Here is a 19,683-nt window from a genome sequence, read left to right on the forward strand (position 1 = left end):
GGGCCGATGGACTATTCTAGTCGCCGCGGCCGAGCATGCATGCCGGGCGCTGGTTGAATGGTCTTTGAAGGAACCGCCTCATGACCGCACGGAAGTCCATCCCGCTGATCGCCCTGCCGGTTCTCGCCCTTGCCGCGCTGCTCTCGGGCTGCGTGGGGTACACCTCCGCGCCGGCGACGCGGGAGGAATCGGTGTTCGCCGATCCCAACGCGCCGGCCACTCGCGATGTGGCGACTAAGGCGCTGCGTTGGACGGCGTACCGCTACCCGCCGGAGGGCGGGGACGGGCGCACGCAGGGGTGGGACCAGAAGCAGAGCGATCTCAAGGCCAGCGGCGAGAAGCTCCCGCCGCGGTTCGCGATCAACCTGCCGCCGACGACCCGCCCGGAGACGTACCGGCGCGTGGTGGAGGATGTGGGGCTGGGTGCGGTGATGCTGACGCCCGAGACGCAGGGCCTGCCGACCTACTACCTCGGCCGGGTGTACATCCTGGGCGACCAGGCCTCGGTGGACGTGATCCGGCCGGTGGCGGAGTTCTCAAACCCGGAGAAGGTGACGTACCAGGCGATCACGGTTCGTCTCCGCGGCGGGCTCAAGCCGTGGACGGTGATCTCGAACACGCCGTGGACGCTCGGCTCGGTGACGCCGCCGGCGCCGAACTTCTATGTGCCCGAGCCCGAGCCGACGCTGCAGTACGCGTCGCCAGCGAGCACCGAGGAACCGCCCGCGCCCGAGGCGGTGCCGGAGGAGATGGGCGAGCCGGCGCCGACGCCGGTCGCGGACCCGACCCCGACGTGGGAACCCAGCGACGAGGCCCTGCACGACGCCTCGAACGGATAAACTTCGTCATGAAGGTCATTGCCGATGAAGCCGAGGTTGCTCGACTGATCGATGCCCTGGCGCGCCAGATCGCCGGGTCCGTGCGCGATCAGAAGTCGCTCGGGCTCATCGGCATCCGGCGGCGGGGCGATGTGCTGGCGGTGCGAGTGGGGGAGCGGTTGGGGCTGATGCCGGGGCAGGTCGGCTCGATCGACATCACGCTGTACCGCGACGACCTGTCCGAGACCGGGCCGATGGCGCGGGTCGGCAAGACGCACATCCCCTTCTCGATCCAGGGGCGGGAGATCGTGCTGCTGGACGACGTGATCATGACCGGGCGGTCGGTGCTCGCCGCAATCCGTGAGATCCTCGACTTCGGACGCCCGAGCCGGATCTGGCTGGCGGTGCTCGCAGAGCGGCCGGAGCGGGAGATCCCGCTGCAGCCGGAGTTCGCGGCGCTGCGTCTGGCGCCGGGGCCCGGGGAGAAGATCGACGTTCGGCTGGCGCCGCAGGACGAGATGGACCGGGTGTCCATCAACCCGCGGGTATAAGCCGGCTCGTACACTGGGGCCATGTCCGACACCGACGCGTCGATCCGCTCCGAAGCGCCCGCGTGGCCGCACCGGCACCTGCTGGGGCTGCAGTCGCTCTCGCCCCAGGACATCCGGACCATCCTGCAGACGGCCCGCTCGTTCTCCGAGGTCTCCACTCGCTCGGTGAAGAAGGTTCCCGCGCTCCGCGGCAAGGTGGTCGCCAACCTCTTCTTCGAGGACTCCACCCGCACCCGCATCTCGTTCACGCTCGCGGCCCAGCGGCTCTCGGCGGACGTGGTCGACCTCACCGGCTCGGGATCCTCGGTGAGCAAGGGGGAGACAATCGACGACACGGCGGCGAACATCGAGGCGATGGGCGTGGACGCCGTGGTCGTGCGGCACAAGGCCTCCGGGGCCGCGGCGACGGTGGCGCAGGCCGTGTCGTGCGCCGTGATCAACGCGGGCGATGGGCGGCATGAGCACCCGACGCAGGGCCTGCTGGATATCTACACGATCGCGGAGTCGCTCGGGCGGTTCGACTCGTTCGACCTGACGGGGCTGAAGATCGCGATCATCGGCGATCTGGTGTCGTCGCGGGTGGCCCGGTCGGACATCGCGGGGATGACGGCGCTCGGAGCGGAGGTGATCTGCGTCGGTCCGCCGACGCTGGCGCCCAAGTCGCTCGAGACGCTGGGGCGGGCGCTGAGCGGCCCGGGCGCCTGCCGCGTGGAGCACGACATCGAGGCGATCCTTGGCGAGGGCGGGGTGGACGTGGTCAACATGCTGCGGATCCAGTTCGAGAGGCACGGAGGCGGGGGGGGCGATGAGAAGGCGGCGGGGGCTCGGAGTTCGCCCGCCTTCCCGAGCCTGCGCGAGTACACGCGCCTGTTCTCGCTGACCGAGGAGCGCGCCGGGCGGCTCAAGCCCGGCGCGATCGTGATGCACCCCGGGCCGATCAACCGCGGCGTGGAGCTCGCCGCGGCGGTGGCGGACGGGCCGCGGAGCGTCATCCTGAAGCAGGTGACCAACGGGCTCGCGGTGCGGATGGCGGTGCTCTACCTGTGCGTCGGGGCGGCCTCGTGACGGGGCGGGGGACGGTGACCATCGGGGTGGGTACGCTGTCCCCCACCCATCCACCCTCGGGGCCCGCTGCACCATGCCGACCGATCCCTCGACATCCCCCGCCGGACCATCGTCCGGCCTGCTGCTGATCATCTCCGGCCCGTCGGGGGTGGGGAAGACGACGATCACGCACGCGATCGAGCAGGAGTTCGCGGGCCGGCCCAGGGACGGCGGGGCGGGGGCGGTCTTCTCGGTATCGGCGACGACCCGCCCCCGGACCGCCGCGGACCGCGAGGGGCTCGACTACCACTTCGTCGACGACGCCGAGTTTGACCGGCTGGTAGCGCAGGACGCCTTTTTGGAATGGGCCAACGTCTTCGGCAAGCGGTACGGGACGCTGCGGAGTTGGGTCCAGGAGCGGCTGGCCGAGGGGCGGCTGGTGATCCTGGAGATCGACGTGCAGGGCGCGATCAGCGTGAAGCAGCAGATGCCGGACGCGTTTGGGCTGTTCGTGCTGCCGCCGAGCGAGAACGTGCTGCTCGACCGCCTGCGGGCGCGCAAGCGCGAGGAGGAGAGCGCCATCCAGCGGCGCTTCGCCGAGGCCAAGCGCGAGATGGCGACGGCGCGGACCTGCGGGGCCTACGACGTGTTCATCGTCAACGACGATCTCAAGCGGGCGATCGGTGAAGCTGTAACCGCCGTGCGGTCTCGGTTGCAGAGCCGCGCCGGCGCCTGAATCGGCCCCGGGCGGCGGGTATGCTCCCCTCGTTGGACGTGTTTCCATACACGGTGGTGCAGACCCGCGACGCGGTGCGGTCGCGCCGGCTTCTCGCCGCGGACGCCGTCCGCGCCGCGCTGGAGCGTGCCGAGTCGCTCAACCCGCGGCTCAACGCCTTCCTCGAGTTGTTCCCCGGGCGGGCGATGGACCAGGCCCGCGCGATCGACGCGGCGATCGCGCGAGGGGAGGATCCCGGACCGCTCGCGGGGGTGCCCGTCGCGATCAAGGACAACCTCTGCCTTGCCTGGGGAAAGACGACCTGCGGCTCCCGGCTTCTTGAGCGCTACGAGTCGCCGTACACCGCGACGTGTGTGCAGCGGCTTATCGATGCCGGCGCGGTGGTCATCGGCAAGACCAACCTGGACGAGTTCGCGATGGGCTCCTCCGGCGAGCACTCGGCGTTCGGGCCGACCCGCCTCCCGTGGGACCTGGATCGAGTGCCCGGCGGATCGTCGTCCGGGTCCGCCGCGGCGGTCGCCGCGGGAGTGGTGCCGGCGGCGCTGGGGTCGGACACCGGCGGGTCCATCCGGCAGCCCGCGGGGATGTGCGGTGTGGTCGGCCTCAAGCCGACGTACGGCCGGGTCTCCCGCTACGGGCTCGTCGCGTTCGCTTCGTCGCTCGACCAGGTGGGCCCGTTCGCGAGGACGGTCGAGGACGCGGCGGTCCTGGCGGGTGTGCTCTGCGGGCACGACCCGCGCGACGGCACCTCGCTGGACGTGCCCGGCGAGGATCTCGCCGCGACGGTTGAGTCGCCCGTGGACTCGCTGTGCATCGGGATCCCCTCGCATGCGCGCGGGAGCGCGGGCAACCATCCGGGCGTGAACGCATCACTGGAGTCAGCCGCGGCGGCGCTCGGATCAGCGGGGGCGCGGATCGTCGATGTCGATCTCCCGCACGCCGACCACGGGATCGCGGCGTACTACATCATCGCGTCGGCGGAGGCGTCGTCGAACCTGGCGCGGTTTGATGGCGTGCGGTACGGCCGGCGCGCCGCGGTATCCGACGACGAGCCGCTCGAGGCGCTGTACAGCCGGTCCCGCGCGGAGGGATTCGGCGCGGAGGTGCAGCGACGGATCATGCTCGGAACGCACGTCCTGTCGTCGGGGTACCACGATCAGTACTACACCACCGCGCTGCGGGTGCGACGCCTGATCAAACGGGACTTCGATGCGGCCTTCGCCCGCGGCTGCCACGCCCTGCTGATGCCCGCCTCACCGACGCCGGCGTGCCGGCTCGGCGAGAAGACGGGCGATCCTTTGGCCCTGTACCTGGAGGACGTGTACACCGTCGGGGCCAACCTCGCGGGCCTGCCGGGGATCACGGTGCCCGCCGGGTTCGCGACCGAGGGAGGGAGCGAGTTGCCCGTGGGCGTCCAGCTCATCGCGCCGGCGCTGGGCGAAGCGACGCTTCTCCGTGCCGCGAGGATGCTGGAGCGGACAATCGCCCTGAGGCTCCGCCTACCCTCGCTGTAACGCCGAAGCGAGGACCTCGGGAGGCATGAGCCAGACGACCGACAGCACGCCGATCAATGCGGAGGCGCCGGTCGTGTCCGGAGCAGCCCCCACGATCGCCCCGCGCCGTGTCGCGGCGGCGTGGCGCGCCGTCCGGACCCACCTTCCGCGCCTCCGGCGCGGCCGGCTGCGGCTGTACGTGGCGACGGCGGGGGTCGGGCTTGTCGCGTTCCTCTGCGCCGCGCTGCTGGTGAGCCTCGCGCTCGCACAGGAGGCGCCGCGCTGGTGGCGGGCGATCGATTCGGGGAGCGCCGACGTCAAGCGCCTCGGGGTCGGCCTTGAGAACAGCATCGCCAACACGCTGCACGAGCCCCGGCCGACCCGGCAGGGTGGGCCCTACGGCGAGTCCAAGCCGTGGGAACTCGTCATCACCGCCGACGCCGCGAACGCGTGGCTCAACACACGGCTCCGCCCGTGGCTGAAGAACCAGTCCGACCGGATCGAGTGGCCCGAGGAGGTAGTCGGCGTGCAGGTGGCCTTCCGGCCCGGCGAGATCGCGGTCGGCGCGATGATGCGCAGCGGCGAATCGGTGCAGGTCTTCTCCGCCGCGCTCAAGCCGGAGATCGACGAGCGGGGCTCGCTCTGGGCCCCGGCGCAGTCGGTCGCGCTCGGGCGGCTGCCGCTGTCGACCCGCTGGGTGCTCTCGACCTCCGGCCCATCGGTGGCGACGCGCCGCGTCCCCGACGAACTCCGCGAACTCCCGGAGACGTCGTCGCTGCTGCGGGCCTTCGCGGGGTCGCAGCCGATGATCGAGTCGCCGGCGTTCCCGATTCAGGGTGGGCGGCGGGTCCGGATCCTCGCGGTGCGGGTCGATCAGGACCGGCTCGTCCTCACATGCCAGACCGAGACCAGGGCCCGGGCCTCGAGCGGTCCCTGATGAGATTTTTGTGAGCGCCTCGCGGCGGGCGTGGTATACCACGTCTCAGCAAGCCGCGTTGTCACCACACCGGGAGGACCAGCACCATGGCGAAGAAGAAGGGCAAGAAGAAGAAGGCCGCGCCGCGAACGTCCGCCAAGAAGTCGGCGCCGAAGAAGAAGCGGGGCGCCAAACGGTCGGCCGCACGGGCCTCGTCGCTGGCCCCCAAGCCCGTGAAGACCGGACGCGGCGCGACGCCGATGCAGATCGGTCGCGAGCTGGTCGACTCCTTCAACCGCGGCCAGATCGCCATCAACGACAAGTTGTGGTCGCCGAAGATCGTGTCGGTCGAGGGCCTGGGCGTCGAGTCGGCCTGGCACGGCCGCAAAGCGGTCGATGCGAAGAACGCGTGGTGGAACGAGGGCCATGTCATCCACGGCGCTTCGGCCGAGGGCCCCTACGTCGGCGCCTCGGGGTTCGCGGTGAAGTTCCGCATGGACGTCGAGGAACGGGCGACCGGGACTCGACAGTTGATCGAGGAGATCGGGACCTACTCGGTCAAGGACGGGAAGATCGTTCGCGAGGAGTTCATGTACTTCCTCGCATAAACGTCCTGAAACCGCTCGCATCCCCGAACATCCGCCGCGTGCCCGTCCTTTCCGCGGCGGAAAAGCTCGCCCCGATTCGCCAGCCAAGACGAACAAAGGGTCCACGAACCCCGTAGTAGGGGTATCACATGGACTTCCTACTCCTCCTGCGACGCGGCCCTGAAACCAGGGCCGCGTTGGTTTTTGCCACGATCGTCGAGCCACATTCCGGGCAGATCGCCTCTTCGACGCCGGTAAGGTCGTAGCCGCACGTCGGGCACCGTCCCTGGCTCTCGCGCCGGCGGCCCCGGACGCTGAGGAGCCGGGCCCATGCCTGCGGCACCCAGCCGAGTGAATAGACAAGCAGTCCAAGCGCGACGATGGTCGCCGCGTTGAACAGCCAGCCGCTCCACACGATCCGCCGCTCGTCGATGTCGTGCGCGGCGGCCCGCTCCGCGAGACGCCGCCACTGCGACTTGTCCAGCCACACCCGCGCCAGTTCGGGCAGCCTCGCCGCTCCCTGGCGACGGGCGCTCTGCAGCTCCGATTCGGTCGTCGCCTCCGGTACAAAAGGCAGAACATCTACCACCACCCGCCGCTGCTCGCTGGTGAGACCCCAGAAGCCGGTGCGCCCGACGCCGACCTCGATGCTGACGGTCATCACCCGCTCCGGTTCGCGCTCCCAGATCGTCGAGACCTCCCCCATACTCTCGCTCTCGGGGTCGATTAGCCGCACCGTGCCGTTGCCATCGCGGAGCGCGTACATGTCCGGGTACCGCAGCGGGCCGGGGATCTCCGGCATCTGCCGCAGCACGGTGCCGATCACGCCGGGGCCGGCGGCGCCACGGTCGTCGATGCGTCCCAGCGCCCGCCACGACAAGCCGGCGAGCGCGGCGAGCAGCAGCAGCGTCACCAATGGACGCTGGATCGAGGCGCCGATCCGTGGTGTTCTCGAAGTGGCTGGTCGGTCCACGCTCACGACTGTACCGGCCAGCCCCTTGGGCGATGCCGCGGACTAGGCTTTCGGTGATGTCCGCAGAACCACGACCAGCGACTGGCCCCGCCGAACCGCTCTCGATCGAACAGGTCCGCAAGATCGCTTCGCTCGCGCGTCTGGCCCTGAGCCCGGCACAGGCCGAGGAGTTCCGCTCGACGCTCTCCGCGGTGCTGGCCTATGCGGAGAGGCTGGGCGCCCTGGACCTCTCTGGCGTCGAGCCCATGGCCAGCCCGCTGGATGCAACCAGCCGCCCGCAGGCGGACGATCCCGAGCCACCGCTTTCGGGCGAGTTGGCCATGCGGCTGTCGCCGGAGTCCTTTGGCGGCTTCATCAAGGTGCCCAAGGTGCTCGGCGAAGGCGGCGGGGCGTAAAGGGGCGTGAAACCCGGGCCGGAAGGGACCTATATACTCGGTGTCGTTTGATCGGAAGCACCCGAACGGATGCCCCGGCAGTGGGCCGGACGTGGCGTCCCTAGGACGAAAGGGATCACATGAAGACTCGCTGTGGATTGGTGCGGGGCCTGCTGTGCGGCGTGGGCCTTTGCACGGGGCTGTCGTTCGCGGTGCAGGCCGCGCCGCCGGTGTTCGACCGCGTGCCGACCGATGCCTTGATCGTCGTTGCGGCGCCGAGCCTGGACCGTGTCAACAAATCGATGGAGTTCCTGAAGGCCTCGATCGAAGCGGCCGCCGCGATGCCCAGCCCCGCGGACGCCCTCAAGATGGGCGGCATCGAGAAGGGGTTGGACACCACGAAGCCCTTCGCGATCATCGGCATGGCCGATCCCGCGGACGCCGCCAAGAAGGACGCGGCCGACGACATGGACTTCGATGACGACGAGCCGAAGAACTTTGTCATCCTGGTTCCGACCTCGGACTACAAGGCCCTGCTCTCCAACTTCGGCGCCGAACCCGGGGCCGCGGGCTCGATCGACACCGTCCGCGTCCCCGATCAGGACCAGGATGTGTACCTCAAGTCCATCGGCGACGGCTACGCCGCCATGAGCCCGACCAGGGACATCCTCGAGAAGTTCTCGGGCAAGGCCGGCAACCTCAAGGCCTTCGAGGCCGCGATGGGCAAGACCTGCAACGCGATCTCCGACGCGGCGGACATGGTGTTCTACGCCAACATCCCCGCCATCAAGGCCCAGCCGGGGCCGACCGTGTCGGAGCGGCTGCAGTCGGCGATGGAGATGTCGCCCCTGGGCATGATGGGGGGTGGCGGAGATATGGATGGAATGGGCCAGTCGGTCGACGCCTTCATGGACCAGGCCCAGGCCGCGGTCATCGGCATGAAGATCGACGCCCTTGGCGTGTCGATCGACAGCGCAGCCCAGTTCAAGGAGGGGAGTGACTACGCCAAGACCTTCAGCAAGCCCGGCGATGCCGGCACGCTGATCAAGAAGCTGCCCAAGCAGGACTACCTGTTCGCCTTCGCGGCGGACCTCTCCGACCCGCAGATCAAGTCCACCCTGCGGAAGTGGGGCGAGATGAACGACGCCGACAAGGGCATGCCCAACATGGCCGGCATTCAGGTCGACGACGTGGACGGCGCGGCGTTCGAGATGGGCTTCTCCCCCGCGATGCTCGCCCCCGGCGCGTTCTTCTCCGGCGCCGTGGCGTACCTGAAGGCGAACCCGGATGCGTACCTCGAGAAGTTCCAGACCGCCATCACGGAACTCAACGGCAAGACGATCAACGGCTTCCAGATGGCCACCACCTTCGGACCGCCCAAGAGCAACCCCGTGGTGAACGGCGCGGCGGTCAACGCCTGGGCGGTCAAGATGACCCCGGACGAGGATGCGGACGACGGCGGCGAATCCGCGATGATGATGCAGGTGCTGTTCGGCCCCGCAGGCGGCCCCTCGGGCTTGATCGCCAAGGCCGACGGCGGCGTGATCCAGACCATGTCGAAGAACTCGACCCTGCTCTCCGCAGCGCTCGACGCGGCGAAGGGTCAGAACTCGCTGGCCGCCGACACCCTCATGGGTCAGGTGGCCGAGAAACTGCCGACGGGCCGGTTCATCGAGGGGTACCTCGGCGCCAAGACGATTCTTGAGATGGCCAAGATCCCCCTGGCCCAGTTCGTGGGCGAGATCGACGTTGAGATCCCCGACACCCTGCCCCCGGTCGGCCTTGCGGCCGCCGGAAACGGGGGGGCGGCGCGGGCGACTGTGTATGTTCCGATGATCGTGATCAAGACCGCCGGTGAGATGGTCAAGGCCATGAACCGGGCCGGCGGGGATGGCGACATGGATATGGACGAGGGTGACCACGGCGGCATGCACGACGCCGGCTGACCCCGGACTGGACAACGAGCCGTCAGGAGGTATACTGATGGCATAACCAAGCCCCCCCCCCCCGAGGGCCTGCCGGCGTTGTGCCGCGGGCCCTCTTTATTTTTGCCCAGTGTTCGCTGGGTTTGGTTCGGGCGTCCCAAACCGGGCTTCCCACGAGTCGCCGCACTCCGGGCACTGTGGCTGCAGCAGCCCGTGGATGGCGTATCCGCATGTCGGACACCGGCCACACGCCAGGGCCCGGGCGCGCCGACGGGCGGGGCTCCCGCGGAGAGTGGCGATAACCACCAGGACCCAGAGCGCCGGCAACGCCATGACCGCGCCGTTGCTCACGTATCCATCCCAAAGGAGGACGACGGCTGTCCCCCCGCCCTGGGCCACGAGCGCCGGGTGCTTCACCCGGCCGAAGCGGGCCAGCAAGTCCGAAGCCTCGTGGAGCAGGCGTAACCGCTCCTCATCGGTGAGCGTTCCGCCCCCGTAGAGCACGATGTTGACCATGCACCGCTCGTGCCGGCTCGTTGGCGCCCAGCGGCCACGCAGCGCCTCGCCTTGGAAGATGCTGATCTCGCCGATGCGCTCCTTGGCGGAGCGGGGGAGCGGCGGATCGGGGACCGCCGGGCCGGTCGGCGTGCTGATGATCTGCGTCGACGCCGTCAGGGTGACCGGGATGACCCGCAGCCGATCGCGGAACAGGCCCGAGTTGGAAACCACAATCCACGCGGCGATCGGCAGGGCCACCAGGAGCCAGGGCCGCCGGAGTTGATCGAACAGGTCTCGCCTCGGTGATGGGGTGGTCACGGGTCGGTCCGCGACGACGGGTGGAATCAGGCGGCCTGGCCCGGCCGCTCGATCGGAGGAGCGGCCGCGGCGTGCGCCTGCGGCCTCGTGATGGTGACGTGTTCGATCGCCTTGTTGGCAATCCGGGCGATCACCGCGAGGACGATGACAAACGTGGCGATCCCCGCGATGGTGAGCCACCACGGGGTTTCCTCGATCAGTTGGGCTATATCGCGGGCCCCGCCGGACCGGGCAATAGCCGCGAAATACACGGCGATCGCCGTGCGGGGCGCCATGCCGATGGCCGTTCCGAGGATGTAGGGCACCATCCCCACCCCGGTCGAGGCCAGCACGAGGTTCGTCAGGGCGAAGGGGGAGTTGGGGGGGACGCGGATGAGGGTGACGATCCCGAGGGTCTTCCAGAACCCCCGGCCGATGAGGGCGTCACGGACGGCCTTGGCCTTGGGGTTGGACTCGAGCAGGTCCAGCACCTTGTGGCGAGAGACGGTCTTGGCGATGAGGTGGCCGATCACGGATCCCCCGACAAACCCGACCATCGCCCCGGGGAACCCGGTCGCGAACCCGAAGGTCCACCCGCCGAGGAACGACTGGCCGTACGTCGGGAGGAACCCGACCCCCGCGGACACGACAAAGACCGCGGCGTACACCGCCAGGCCCCACTCGCCCAGGTCCCGGAGCCATTCGGAGATGGGCCCCAGGTAGACCAGCAGCATGGTGCCGAGGATTGCGGGGGAGGCTGTCCAGAGCGCACCGAGAATGGCTGTCGGGCCCAGGGCCTTGAGCCAGTTGCGGGTGGGGGGACCGGACGACGGATCGGGTGGAGGCATGTGAATGCACGTTAGGCGGGCCGGAAAGGTTCGGAAGTCGGTGGGGAACCGAGTTGACGGGTTCGGAGGATGGTGTAGCATCGTCGCACTCGCCGGCTTGGTGCTGGAGGAGTGAGACGACTCGAGTCGAACGAGTCGGGGTTGTGAGACGCGACCGGGGAAAGCCCGGCGCGGAGGGTTGACGCATGATTCCGAAGCCGCCGCCCCGCGAGGGGACTCTGGGCTTTTTGTACCTGCCCCCGTACCGCGTGCAGGGCACGAGCGTCGCCGGCGAGGCGACCTGTGTGGCGATTCCCGAGTTGGATATCTGCTTCGATATGGGCTGCTGCCCGCGCGCGATGCTGCCGAGCAAGTACGTCGCCGTGACGCACGGCCACATGGACCACATCGGCGGCCTTGCCTACTGGTGCTCGCAGCGGCACTTCCAGGGGATGGGGGCGGGCAACATCATCTGCGACAAGCGGATCGCGCCGGCGATCGAGCGGATGATGCAGGGCTACGTGGAGCTCGAGCGGCAGGAGACGCCGTACGCCCTGATCCCGGTCGAGCCCGGGCAGGAGATCGAGATCAAGAACAACATCCGCCTGCGGCCCTTCACCGTGGAGCACACTGTGCCCGCGATGGGGTACTCGATCATCGAGCGTCGCAGCAAGCTGAAGGAGGAGTACCTCGGCCTTCCGCAGGAAAAACTGCGTGAACTCAAGGACCGCGGCGAGGAGATCACCCGCGTCCTGGAGATCCCGCTGCTGTCGTACCTCGGCGATACGGCGCCGGGTCCGCACCTGGTACGCGAGGACGTGCGCAAGTCGCAGATCGTGATCTGTGAGTGCACGTTCACCGAGCGGGATCACAAGGAACGGGCCAAGGTCGGGATGCACATGCACGCCGACGACATCGCCGAGTGGCTGCGCGTCCTCGAGGCGCAGTACCTGGTGCTGATCCACCTGTCGCGGCGCACGAACTTGGCCGAGGCCCGCAAGCAGCTCGGGCAGATCGTGGGGATGGAGAAGACCAAGAAGGTCCACCTGCTGATGGACTACCGCGCCAACCTGGAGCGGTACGCGCAGCAGGAGATCGACGCGGGCGTTCCGCCGGAGCAGCGGGTCGGGGCTCCGGGCGCCAAGAAGGGACCGCCGCGGCGTCCGCCTGCGGGGCAGGGCGCGGGCCGGCCGGCTCCGCGCCGGTAGACGGTTGACAGCACAGGCGGGTAGACCGTACGTTTGGCCTCGTCCGTACGCTGGCGTGGGAGGCCGGAGATCGGACCGGTTCGGTCGGAGCGGTGGCCATCAAGGGAACGGAGGATCGGCGCCACGACGGCGCGTGCGGGTGCGCGCGTCATCGCGGCGGCGTCGAACGGATGATCGAGCAGGACCGACAAACCTGGCGCACGATGCTCCAGCACCTGCGCGCCACCCACCCCGGGCTGTGCAGGCAGTGGTTCGAGGACCTCGAGCCCATGGGTATCGAGCGGGGGATGCTCCGCCTGCGAGCCCACAGTGGTGTGCACCGCGACTACCTCCAGCGCCAGTGCGTTGAGCAGTTCAAGGAGGCCGCGCAGGCGGTGTCGGGCCGCCTCCTGTCGGTGACCTTCCTCGGCCCCGACGAGGAGCCCGAGCCCACCCGGGCCGGCGCGGAGAGCGCCGCCGCCGCGGCCGCCTCGACGGGAACGGTCTCGACGGCGCCCTCGCCCGCAGCGGTCATCGAGTTCGCCGAGGTGGATGACGAGGACCTGTACGCGGACGGGCTGGTCTTCAACCCCGACTACACGTTCGAGAACTTCGTCGTCGGGCCGGGCAACCGCTTGGCGCACGCCGCGGCACAGGCCGTCGCCGCGAACCCGGGCCGGACGTACAACCCGTTCTTCGTCCACGGCGACGTCGGGCTGGGCAAGACGCACCTGTTGCAGGCCGTGTGCCTGCGGATCAAGGAGCAGCGCCCGCAGACCAAGATCTACTACACCTCCTGCGAGGCGTTCATGACCCAGTTCGTGGACGCGGTGCAGCGCGGCGCCCTGGCCCGCTTCCACCACAAGTTCCGCGATGTCGATGTGCTCGTGGTGGACGACATCCACTTCCTGGCCAAGCGCGACCGCACGCAGGAGGAGTTCTTCCACACCTTCAACAGCCTGTACCAGGCGCACCGGCAGATCGTGCTCTCGTCCGATGCGCCGCCGGAAGAGATCCCCGACCTCGAGGACCGGCTCGTCAGCCGCTTCAAGTGGGGCCTGGTGACCAACGTGGACTCGCCGGGGTACGAGACCCGCGTTGAGATCCTCAAGAACAAGGCCCGCCTCCGCGGGTTCGAGCTGCCCGAGGAGGTCGCCTCCTACGTCGCGGCGAAGATCGACACCAACATCCGCGAACTCGAGGGTGCGGTCGTGCAGATCCAGATGCGGGCGACGATCGACAAGCAGGAGATCGACCTGGACCTCGCCAAGCAGGCCCTGGGCGAGGAGCCCGAGCGATCGCCCGAGCGCCAGGTGCAGATCCAGATGATCATCAACGTCGTCACCGAGTACTACGGCGTGAAGACGACCGATCTGCAGAGCAAGCGCCGCCACCGGAGCGTGGCCCAGCCCCGACAGGTGTGCATGTACCTCGCCCGGCGGCTCACGCGGTACTCGCTCGAGGAGATCGGCGGCTACTTCGGCGGCCGCGACCACACCACGGTCATGCACGCGATCAAGACCGTGGACGAGCGCGGCGTCGAGGACCCCGAGTTCGCCACCACCTTGACCATGCTGGAAGATCGCGCCCGCACCCGACACTGATCCCGACCGGTCGATACAGACTCATCCCCAAACAACCGACGCGGGGGCCACCGACAGGCGCTGGTGGAGACTCCGTGGATATCCGGTATGTGGATGTCGCCGAGACTCGGTACACAAACGCGGGACGACCGTTGGCGGGGTCTCCAAGCGCCAGCGCAGCCTCCGGGCCACCCGGGGCCGACACGCAACCGACAGATGGCCCACATCCCCGACCTGTCCATACTCCCTTTGCTCTCCATGGGTTATGGCGATCTCAACCGATTCATCCCGGTCGCGCCAGGCCCTAATTCGACGAAGACGGTTGAATTGCTCTGTAGTGAGTAAGAACACCCATCCGGGTCCCGTCCGCCGGACTGGTGAGACCCCTCGGAACCCACGAAGTTGTGGCATCTGGAAAACTCCCGCCGGACGCTTCACCGGACTTGGCAGGTTGGGCAGAAGGTCGTGGTTCGTTGGGCCACCGTCATGGACCGCAGGGCGCGGCGGCACCGGGTGCACGGCTGGCCCGATCGGGAATACACCTCCAGGGCCGTCTGGGCCGTTCCGGGGCTCATCGAGCCATCCCGGTAGTCCCGCAACGTGGAACCTCCCAGGGCGACCGCCTGGGCCAGCACGGCGCGGATCGCCTCGGCCAAGGCGTCGATGCGCGGGGCTCTCAGGCGGCTGGCCCGCGCGAGCGGGTGGATGCCGGACCGGAACAGGGCTTCGTCCGCGTAGATGTTCCCGACGCCGGCGATGAGCCCCTGGTCCAGCAGCGCGGCCTTCGTGGGGCGACTCGCTCGCGACAGCGCCCCGGCAAGGTCGGAGGCGCTGATCGAGAGCGCATCGGGACCCAGCGACTCCCAATGAGCGTCCAGTGCCGCCGTCGTTGGAAAGAACCGCAGACCTCCGAACCGGCGAGGATCGCGGAAGACCAGGATGCGGTGTGGCGCCGGATTGCGGGAGCGGCCGGCGATTGCCCACCGCGCGTGGATGTGGGTTGCCGTCGGAGCCTCCCCGCGCGGCAGCACGAAGAACTGGCCCGACATCCCCAGTTGCACCACCAGCACCCGCCCGTCCGCCGCCACGATCGCGAGCTGCTTGCCGCGGCGCCGCATCTGGGAGATCGTCGCCGACTCGAGCAGGTGCTCCGGAGCCGCGCGGGCCGCGCGACCGGTCCTTCGGTGGCGGGCATTTCCGCCGGCGGGATCGTTGGGGAGGATGAGCATGTCCCGGCGCAGAAGTTCCGCTGCGGCGATGGTGCGGCCGAGCAGGTGGGGCTCAAGGGACCGTCGCGTCTGCTCAACCTCCGGCAGTTCGGGCATTCCCGGAGTGTACGAGGCGCCGGCGAGATCCTGGCATGGCGGCTATCTGGACCGCAGCGATTTGAAGAACGTCTTGAGCAGGTCCGAGGCCTCGGCGGCCAGCACACCGGTGATCGGCGCGACGCGGTGGTTCAGCCGCGGGTCCGCCGTGAGGCGGTAGAGGGATTCGACGCCGCCGGCCTTGGGGTCGGCGCAGCCGTAGAGGAGCCGGCCGACGCGGGCGTTGACGATCAGCCCGGCGCACATGCAGCAGGGTTCGAGCGTCACGGCAAGCGAGCAGTCATTGAGCCGCCAGTCGCCCAGCGCGGCGCAGGCCTCGCGGATGGCAAGGAACTCGGCGTGCGCGGCGGGGTCATGGAGGGACTCGCGCTGGTTGAATCCCTCGCCGAGCACGCGCCCGTCGCTGGTGTAGACGACCGCGCCGACCGGCACCTCGCCAAGGCCCGCGGCACGGGCGGCCAGGAGCAGTGAGCGGCGCATCATCTCGAGATCCAGCGCCGAGGGGACCTCGCGGGGCGCATCCGGCCGATCGTCCGACGGGTTGGCAGGGGGCGGGGTCACGGTTCGTCGTCGGGTTCACGGGCCTGCGTGGGAACACGGGGACGGCCGGCGCCGGGCGCGGATGGCGGCGGGGATTGCTCCTCTGTTCCGCGGGGGGGAGCGCCGAGGTGGCCGACGCGCGAAGCCGGGAGCACGCGGAGGAGCAGGACCCCCAGCTCGTAGAGCCCATAGAGCGGCACGGTCAGGAGCATCATCGAGAGCGGGTCGCCCGTTGGCGTTACCACAGCGCCGACGACGGCGCAGATGAAGATCGCGTGCCGTCGATACTTGGAGAGCCATTTGGGCGTGAGGACGCCGATCCATCCAAGCAGCAGCACGACCACCGGCATCTGGAACGCGATGGCAAACGCCAGCGCCATGCCAAGCAGCAGCGCGACATATTCGGCCACGCGGAAGTTGAGTTCGATCGTCGTGTTCTGCGCCAGGGGGAGTTCGTAGATGAGGGGCTTGCCCTGCGCGTCGATCGAGAGCGTGATCCGCAAGCACTTGAGGCTGGAGTTGATCCACATCTGCCCCACCGCGGGCGCGGGAGGATCGGCGGCGAGCACCGGGATCTGCGCCAGCACCACGCCCTGGGGCGGCGGGGCGGTGTCGTAGTGGCGCGGCGCGATGTCCATGCCGAACGTCACGAAGAACGCGAGCATGATCGGCAGCATCGCGAGGAACAGAAAGACCACCCCCGCGACGCTCATCACCAGGCTGAACGGGGCCAGGATGTACACGAACCGCCGTTCGTTGAGGTACAGCCCCGGCGAGATGAACCTCCACGCCTGGTACAGGATCCATGGCCCGCCGACGACCAGCGTGGCCACAAACGAGATCTTCAGGTAGGTGTTGAAGTTCTCGAGCGCCCCGGTCGTGATCAGCTTCGGAGGCAGGCCCGCCGCGGCCTGGGCGGCGAGCAGGGGCTGGATCATCCAGGTCAGGACCTGCTCGCCGAAGAACAGCGAGATGCAGAAAATCGGCAGCAGCCCGACCAGACCGAAGATGAGCCGACGGCGCAGCTCGTCGAGGTGCTCGGTGAACGGCATGAGGGCTTCGGTCAGCGATTCGCGCATGAATTGGGGCCCGATTGGAGCCGTGCGGCCGGGTCCGCGGAGGGTAGGTGCGTGGAAGCGGCAGGTTCGGAACAAGGCCGGGATCGAGCGGAGATGCGGAGGTTATCGGTACGGGAGGACCGGGCGAACTCGGCACCGCCACGAATCGTGGAATCCTGACGGGAGCCGCCGGGTGGAGCGTCCAAGTTTCCTGGGAGTAGACACGGCTTGAGCGACGGCCAGCAGGTGGCAGCAGCCCCGGACCGGACCGGGCTTGGGGGGTGGGGCTCCGGGTGGGCCGCGATCGACGGCGAGGACGCCATCTGCGCGGTCTGGGAGCAGCATCGGCGGTGGGTCGCGGCGGTGCTGCTGGCCCACAAGCCGCGGGAGGCGGACCTCGAGGATCTGTTGCAGGAAGTCGCCCGGCTGGTGGTGGCCAAGGTGGGGGAGGTTCGAGACCCGGGGGCCCTGAAGGCGTGGCTGCGTGTGGTGGCGATCAGCGTGGCCAAGACCGCCGCGCGTCGCAAGAGACCGGAGCAGTGGTGGCGCCGGGCGGCGGCGCACAGCGCCGGGGGCACGATGGACGAGGCGCCCGCCCCGGACCGCGTGGCGGCGGCCGAGGAGGGGCGGAGGCTGATGGTTCTGGCCCGCGAACTGCCCGAGGGGTACCGCGAGCCGTTGCTGATGAAGTGCATCCGTGGGATGAGTTACCGGCAGATCGGCGAGTTGATGGGCCTGCCCGAGACGACCATCGAGACGAGGATCGCCCGCGGGCGGCGGATGCTGAGGGAGTTGGCTGATGGAAGGGGAGTGGACCAGGTCGAACGGCCCCTGGCGGGCGTGCCGGCGAAGGCGAGGTGACGCGATGAGCACGGACTTTGGGCGGGAACAGATCGGCGTCGACGGCGGGACGAGCGACGGCGTCGGCGTCCACCGGCGCGAGGTGCTGATGTCGCGTCTGGTGGACGGCGAGGCCAGCGAACAGGAGTGGGGGGAGTTCTGCGCGCTCGCCGACACGGAGGCGAAGGCGGGCTCGACCGGCGCGTGGCGCGAACTCGCGCGGGCGCAGCGCGACCACGCGGCGCTGACCGCGGCGGTCGAAGCGGAACTGGCGCGGGCCGATGGGGTCCGGCTGCCGCATGCAGGGGTGATCCACGCCGGGCACGCGGCCGAGCCGCCGCGCCGGGTAGTGACCCGCGTCTCGGCGCTGGCCGGCTGGGCGGCGCTCGCGGCGGTGCTGTCGCTTGGGTGGTTCAACGGCTGGCTCTCGCCGCGCGCGGGAAGCCCGGATCCGAGGCCCGGCGTTCAGGCCGCGGGCGCGTTCGCGACGCCCGAGGCCGGCCTGCAGCACTACCTGACCAAGGGCATGGAGAGCGGGCAGGTCATGGGCGAGGAGCCGAACCCGGAACTGGTGCTCACGCGCCGCAAGGTCGGCGAGCCGGGCGTCATCGAGGTCTTCTACTTCCGCAAGATCCTGGAGCGGACCGAGGTCAAGAACCTGTACCGGATCGAGGAGGACGAGGCGGGCGGGCAGGTGCTCGTCCCCGCGGGGCTCCCGGCGGTGCAGCAGGTCAAGGGACGATTGGGAGTGTGACGGAGCGCCATGCCTGGCGCATCAGGGTTGAACAGCGGCGAACACCGCAGACCGTGTCGTACGGGGAGTTGGCGGGCCGCTGGGCCCACGATCGAAGGGAGCGATGAACATGGACCAGGGCGCGTGGAAGATGGGGGTGATCGGCACGGCGGCGGCGGCGCTCGTCGGGTGGGCGGGGGTGGATCGCGCGGCGGCGCAGCCGAGCGCGGCCCCGCCGACCGGCCGGGCGGTCGTCGATGTCCGGATCGCGGAAGTCGAGAGCGGGCCCGACAACGGCGTGTGGGTCTTCAAGAGCAACGGCGAGGACATCCGCATCGAATCCCGCGACGGCACGATCACCAAGGCCGAACGCAACGGGAAGGAGATCCCGGTGGACCGCGTCAGCCGGGCTGGCGGCGGCATCACGATCGTTGACGAGAACGGCAAGGTCATCTTCGAGATGAGCGCGCCGCCGGCGCCGCCCACCCCTCCCTCGGCGCCCGCCGCGATCCGTGTCCGCCCGCAGGTGCAGGCGTGGCGGCTTGGTCCCGGCGGGGCGAACAGCCTTCCGGGCGGGGCGGATGTGTGGCTGGGCTCGGCGCCCGCGCCGGCCGAGCCGCCGGCGGTCATGCTCGGCATCACCATGGCCGACCCGGAGTACGGGCTCCAGCGGCATTGCGGCGTGGACGCCAAGTCCGGCGGCACGATGGTGAACGAGGTCTACAAGGATCTCCCCGCCGCGAAGGCGGGCATCCACGCGTACGACGTGATCGTGGAAGTCGACGGCAAGTCGCCGGCGACGCAGGACGTGGTGCGGGAGATGCTCCGGTCCAAGAAGCCCGGGGACGAGATCGCGGTCACGGTGCTTCACAAGTGCGAGCCCAAGGCGGTCACCATCACGCTCGAGGCGTACGACCCCAAGCGGCTTGAGGCCGCGCGGCAGGAGCAGATGCGGGCCGCCGGCGTGCCCCTGCCGTCGGCGCTCGGCATCGGCGAGGACGAGACCGTCGCGCGGAGCCCGCTCTTTGCCCTCAAGGGCCTCAGTGGCGACCGGCTGATGCAGTTTGATCCCGCCGGGAACGAAGAGATGGTGCGGCGAATCCAGGAGCAGGTGCTCCAGGCGCTGCAGCGGAGCGGGCTGAACCAGGAGACGATGAAGCAACTGACGGAGCGGATTCAGACGACGGCGCCGGCGACCCGGCTCGCCGAGGTGGAACTCAAACAGGTGCAGGAGCGGCTGGCCCGTCTCGAGGCCCTGCTCGAACGAATGGCCGACCAGCAGGACAAGGCCGGGCAGGATTGACGCCGCACCCGCCGCCTCCGACAAACGGACACACCTCACCAGGCCGCGCCAGCGGGAAACCGCCGGCCGCGGCCG

General features: G+C 69.5%; 20 protein-coding genes. 14 read left to right on the plus strand and 6 right to left on the minus strand.

Annotation, left to right across the window (positions count from 1 at the left end; genetic code table 11):
* The first annotated feature begins 80 nt into the window (after nt 1–80).
* From KF745_09470 to KF745_09500, 7 genes are all read left to right on the plus strand, one after another.
* Entirely contained in the window at nt 81–839 is a 759-nt protein-coding gene (locus KF745_09470; GenBank protein MBX3358644.1) for a hypothetical protein, read from the plus strand.
* A gap of 8 nt (nt 840–847) precedes the next feature.
* The gene (locus tag KF745_09475) at nt 848–1,369 is read left to right on the plus strand and encodes a hypothetical protein (protein MBX3358645.1); all 522 of its coding nucleotides are present in this window, start codon (nt 848–850) and stop codon (nt 1,367–1,369) included.
* Between the two features lie 21 nt (nt 1,370–1,390).
* A complete protein-coding gene (locus KF745_09480) occupies nt 1,391–2,434 on the plus strand; it encodes an aspartate carbamoyltransferase catalytic subunit (protein MBX3358646.1) in 1,044 nt (347 codons plus the stop codon).
* Between the two features lie 73 nt (nt 2,435–2,507).
* The gene (gene gmk, locus KF745_09485; GenBank protein MBX3358647.1) at nt 2,508–3,149 is read left to right on the plus strand and encodes a guanylate kinase; all 642 of its coding nucleotides are present in this window, start codon (nt 2,508–2,510) and stop codon (nt 3,147–3,149) included.
* A 20-nt stretch (nt 3,150–3,169) separates the two neighbouring features.
* Nucleotides 3,170–4,663 (plus strand): Asp-tRNA(Asn)/Glu-tRNA(Gln) amidotransferase subunit GatA, encoded by a 1,494-nt coding sequence (gene gatA, locus KF745_09490; GenBank protein ID MBX3358648.1) that lies wholly within the window; start codon nt 3,170–3,172, stop codon nt 4,661–4,663.
* Between the two features lie 25 nt (nt 4,664–4,688).
* Complete coding sequence (locus KF745_09495) at nt 4,689–5,579, plus strand: hypothetical protein (protein ID MBX3358649.1); 891 nt, start codon at nt 4,689–4,691, stop codon at nt 5,577–5,579.
* Nucleotides 5,580–5,665: 86 nt separating this feature from the next.
* Nucleotides 5,666–6,166, plus strand: a complete 501-nt coding sequence (locus KF745_09500; GenBank protein ID MBX3358650.1) for a nuclear transport factor 2 family protein — start codon at nt 5,666–5,668, stop codon at nt 6,164–6,166.
* A gap of 124 nt (nt 6,167–6,290) precedes the next feature.
* Here the strand turns inward: KF745_09500 and KF745_09505 are convergent, their stop codons facing one another.
* Nucleotides 6,291–7,118, minus strand: coding sequence for a hypothetical protein (locus KF745_09505; GenBank protein MBX3358651.1), 828 nt, complete (start codon nt 7,116–7,118; stop codon nt 6,291–6,293).
* Nucleotides 7,119–7,174: 56 nt separating this feature from the next.
* On the opposite strand from KF745_09505, the gene gatC reads away from it, so the two are divergent.
* Both gatC and KF745_09515 read left to right on the plus strand, forming a co-directional pair.
* Complete coding sequence (gatC, locus tag KF745_09510) at nt 7,175–7,513, plus strand: Asp-tRNA(Asn)/Glu-tRNA(Gln) amidotransferase subunit GatC (GenBank protein MBX3358652.1); 339 nt, start codon at nt 7,175–7,177, stop codon at nt 7,511–7,513.
* Between the two features lie 119 nt (nt 7,514–7,632).
* Nucleotides 7,633–9,438, plus strand: coding sequence for a hypothetical protein (locus KF745_09515; protein ID MBX3358653.1), 1,806 nt, complete (start codon nt 7,633–7,635; stop codon nt 9,436–9,438).
* Between the two features lie 96 nt (nt 9,439–9,534).
* On the opposite strand, the gene KF745_09520 is transcribed toward KF745_09515, so the two are convergent.
* On the minus strand, nt 9,535–10,233 hold the full coding sequence (locus KF745_09520) for a hypothetical protein (GenBank protein MBX3358654.1): 699 nt from the start codon (nt 10,231–10,233) through the stop codon (nt 9,535–9,537).
* A 26-nt stretch (nt 10,234–10,259) separates the two neighbouring features.
* The gene (locus KF745_09525; protein MBX3358655.1) at nt 10,260–11,060 is read right to left on the minus strand and encodes a TVP38/TMEM64 family protein; all 801 of its coding nucleotides are present in this window, start codon (nt 11,058–11,060) and stop codon (nt 10,260–10,262) included.
* A 185-nt stretch (nt 11,061–11,245) separates the two neighbouring features.
* Here KF745_09525 and KF745_09530 point away from each other — a divergent pair, with 185 nt between their 5' ends.
* Both KF745_09530 and dnaA read left to right on the plus strand, forming a co-directional pair.
* Complete coding sequence (locus tag KF745_09530; protein MBX3358656.1) at nt 11,246–12,247, plus strand: MBL fold metallo-hydrolase; 1,002 nt, start codon at nt 11,246–11,248, stop codon at nt 12,245–12,247.
* A gap of 92 nt (nt 12,248–12,339) precedes the next feature.
* Nucleotides 12,340–13,830: a chromosomal replication initiator protein DnaA gene (gene dnaA, locus KF745_09535; GenBank protein ID MBX3358657.1), complete on the plus strand. Its 1,491-nt coding sequence runs from the start codon at nt 12,340–12,342 to the stop codon at nt 13,828–13,830.
* A 413-nt stretch (nt 13,831–14,243) separates the two neighbouring features.
* Here dnaA and mutM read toward each other — a convergent pair whose 3' ends face one another.
* From mutM to KF745_09550, 3 genes are read right to left on the minus strand one after another with little or no spacing between them, the layout of a single operon-like run.
* Entirely contained in the window at nt 14,244–15,134 is an 891-nt protein-coding gene (gene mutM / locus KF745_09540; GenBank protein MBX3358658.1) for a bifunctional DNA-formamidopyrimidine glycosylase/DNA-(apurinic or apyrimidinic site) lyase, read from the minus strand.
* A gap of 42 nt (nt 15,135–15,176) precedes the next feature.
* Nucleotides 15,177–15,695, minus strand: a complete 519-nt coding sequence (locus KF745_09545; protein ID MBX3358659.1) for a nucleoside deaminase — start codon at nt 15,693–15,695, stop codon at nt 15,177–15,179.
* Nucleotides 15,692–16,753 carry a preprotein translocase subunit TatC gene (locus KF745_09550; GenBank protein MBX3358660.1) on the minus strand — a complete coding sequence of 354 codons (1,062 nt, stop codon included), beginning with the start codon at nt 16,751–16,753 and terminating at the stop codon, nt 15,692–15,694. The genes KF745_09545 and KF745_09550 overlap by 4 nt, the downstream gene beginning before the upstream one ends.
* Before the next feature lie 207 nt (nt 16,754–16,960).
* Here KF745_09550 and KF745_09555 point away from each other — a divergent pair, with 207 nt between their 5' ends.
* From KF745_09555 to KF745_09565, 3 genes are all read left to right on the plus strand, one after another.
* Nucleotides 16,961–17,593, plus strand: a complete 633-nt coding sequence (locus KF745_09555; protein MBX3358661.1) for a sigma-70 family RNA polymerase sigma factor — start codon at nt 16,961–16,963, stop codon at nt 17,591–17,593.
* Nucleotides 17,594–17,597: 4 nt separating this feature from the next.
* Nucleotides 17,598–18,326 (plus strand): hypothetical protein, encoded by a 729-nt coding sequence (locus KF745_09560; protein MBX3358662.1) that lies wholly within the window; start codon nt 17,598–17,600, stop codon nt 18,324–18,326.
* Between the two features lie 109 nt (nt 18,327–18,435).
* On the plus strand, nt 18,436–19,608 hold the full coding sequence (locus tag KF745_09565; protein ID MBX3358663.1) for a PDZ domain-containing protein: 1,173 nt from the start codon (nt 18,436–18,438) through the stop codon (nt 19,606–19,608).
* Nucleotides 19,609–19,683 lie beyond the last annotated feature (75 nt).

The sequence above is a fragment of the Phycisphaeraceae bacterium genome (genome assembly GCA_019636655.1).
GTDB lineage: Bacteria > Planctomycetota > Phycisphaerae > Phycisphaerales > UBA1924 > JAHBXB01.

Bases quoted from the DNA above. Each gene is read 5' to 3' on its own strand.
- KF745_09470 (MBX3358644.1), top strand. From the start codon at position 81: ATGACCGCACGGAAGTCCATCCCGCTGATCGCCCTGCCGGTTCTCGCC.
- KF745_09475 (MBX3358645.1), top strand. From the start codon at position 848: ATGAAGGTCATTGCCGATGAAGCCGAGGTTGCTCGACTGATCGATGCC.
- KF745_09480 (MBX3358646.1), top strand. From the start codon at position 1,391: ATGTCCGACACCGACGCGTCGATCCGCTCCGAAGCGCCCGCGTGGCCG.
- gmk (MBX3358647.1), top strand. From the start codon at position 2,508: ATGCCGACCGATCCCTCGACATCCCCCGCCGGACCATCGTCCGGCCTG.
- gatA (MBX3358648.1), top strand. From the start codon at position 3,170: ATGCTCCCCTCGTTGGACGTGTTTCCATACACGGTGGTGCAGACCCGC.
- KF745_09495 (MBX3358649.1), top strand. From the start codon at position 4,689: ATGAGCCAGACGACCGACAGCACGCCGATCAATGCGGAGGCGCCGGTC.
- KF745_09500 (MBX3358650.1), top strand. From the start codon at position 5,666: ATGGCGAAGAAGAAGGGCAAGAAGAAGAAGGCCGCGCCGCGAACGTCC.
- gatC (MBX3358652.1), top strand. From the start codon at position 7,175: ATGTCCGCAGAACCACGACCAGCGACTGGCCCCGCCGAACCGCTCTCG.
- KF745_09515 (MBX3358653.1), top strand. From the start codon at position 7,633: ATGAAGACTCGCTGTGGATTGGTGCGGGGCCTGCTGTGCGGCGTGGGC.
- KF745_09525 (MBX3358655.1), bottom strand. From the start codon at position 11,060: ATGCCTCCACCCGATCCGTCGTCCGGTCCCCCCACCCGCAACTGGCTC.
- KF745_09530 (MBX3358656.1), top strand. From the start codon at position 11,246: ATGATTCCGAAGCCGCCGCCCCGCGAGGGGACTCTGGGCTTTTTGTAC.
- mutM (MBX3358658.1), bottom strand. From the start codon at position 15,134: ATGCCCGAACTGCCGGAGGTTGAGCAGACGCGACGGTCCCTTGAGCCC.
- KF745_09550 (MBX3358660.1), bottom strand. From the start codon at position 16,753: ATGCGCGAATCGCTGACCGAAGCCCTCATGCCGTTCACCGAGCACCTC.
- KF745_09560 (MBX3358662.1), top strand. From the start codon at position 17,598: ATGAGCACGGACTTTGGGCGGGAACAGATCGGCGTCGACGGCGGGACG.
- KF745_09565 (MBX3358663.1), top strand. From the start codon at position 18,436: ATGGACCAGGGCGCGTGGAAGATGGGGGTGATCGGCACGGCGGCGGCG.